The organism is Peterkaempfera griseoplana (assembly GCF_001418575.1).
GTDB lineage: Bacteria > Actinomycetota > Actinomycetes > Streptomycetales > Streptomycetaceae > Peterkaempfera > Peterkaempfera griseoplana.
On the sequence record NZ_LIQR01000315.1, the window covers coordinates 1 to 1,562 of the forward strand.

General features: G+C 78.2%; 1 pseudogene. It reads left to right on the top strand.

The window, feature by feature from the left end:
• Window positions 1-556: 556 nt before the first annotated feature.
• Window positions 557-1,562: pseudogene (locus AOK09_RS23090) on the top strand (hypothetical protein); the annotation flags it as partial.

Below are 1,562 nucleotides of genomic sequence, written 5' to 3' on the forward strand. Positions count from 1 at the left end.
GCCGGGCGGCGGCCAGCTGCTCGCCCCGTCCTGTCCGGTGTTCCTGGTGTGGGGCCGGCGCACCGGCTGAACCACCCTCCACCGTAGGTCTTCGGCCGTCCACGTTCTGGACGAACGCGGGCACACCGGCCTGGAAGGGGCACCACCCTGACCCGATGTCCGCCCCGGCCGGTAGGGTGGCATCTCGGTTGTCTCCGCGGCGGTGCGGCGGCCAGGAACCGGCGACCCCGGATCCCGACCAGGACGTGGCGGAGCCCACACCGGGTGATCGCGTGCATGTGTGCCGCCGGGCGGGCCGGGCCGGAAGAATGCCCTGTTGTCCGGGGGCGGTCGTGCCGGTTGCCCCGGGTCCGTCGTTGTTGTTGCGGCAGGTCGGTCGTCCGATCGGCCGTCTGCGGAGCGGAGGACCGGACGGGACCACGGCTGCCGTGCCTGCGCGGCCGCCGACACACGCGACAAGGCGGGTCCGACTGCGACCCGGCCCCAGCGGTCGGGAGCCGTGGTCGGCGACCGCGCCACCAAGGACGCCTACGCGGCCCTGGAAGGAGTTTCTGAGATGACCGATACCGGCCACGTCCCGGGCGAGGGACTGCCGGAGCGCCCGCTCGCCGAAGCAGGGCCCGAACCGGCGTACCAGCCGGTCGGCGCGCCCGCGGAGGCGGCGGGTGCCGGTTTCCGTCCCGATCCCTTCGGCCCCGGCCCCGAAGCCGTCCCGGGGGCCGCCCCCGCGATGCACTCCTCCTTCACCTTCCTCGACGAGCCCGACCCGCTGGACGGGGGCGACCAGCTCGACGAGGAGGAGGACGTCCTGCTGATGCCCGGTCCGCAGGGCTCCTGGAGCGAGGCCGCGCTGCGCGACCAGACCCCCGCCGAGGGCACCGCGCTTCCCGTCCAGCCGCTGCCCGGCGGCTCGCCCGCGGAGACCATCCCGCTGCGCACCGTCACCGTCGAGGACGCCGCGGCGTACGCCGGCACCCCCGTCCCTCCCTCCTGGCCGCCGCTCGCCCCGCCGGACGCCGCGGTGCAGGCGGCTGCCGAGGCGGGGGCCGCCCTGCAGGCCGCTCCGGCGGAGCAGGCCGAGCAGGCCGCAGCGCCGGAGCCGCCCGTCGGTCCCTTCACCGTCCCGGCCCCCGCACCCGCGGCGGCGCCGGTGCCGACCCAGGCGCAGCAGCCCGCTCCGGCCGCCGCATCGGCGGCAGCCGCCGCCGCGGCCGCGCCCCGGCGTCCGCTGCACGCCGGACCGCCCATCCCCGACCCGTCGCTGATGACCGGTCAGGTTCCGGTGCGCTCCCTGGCTGACCGGGGCACTTCGGGCGGGGAGACCCAGGGGTACGGAATCCGGCTGGTGCCCCCGCAGCCCGCCGCCGCTGCCGACCCCGCCGCGGCGCCCGCACCCCAGGCCCAGCCCGCGGCGCCGGTGGCTGAGCCCGCCGTCGCGCCGGTGGCCGAGGCCGCTGCCGCGCCGGTCGAGCAGGCCCTCGAGGCCGCCCCGGCGCCGGCCCCGGCCGAGGCGGTGGCTGCCGAGCAGCCGTCCGCCGCTGTCGCGGTGGAGAGCGCACCGC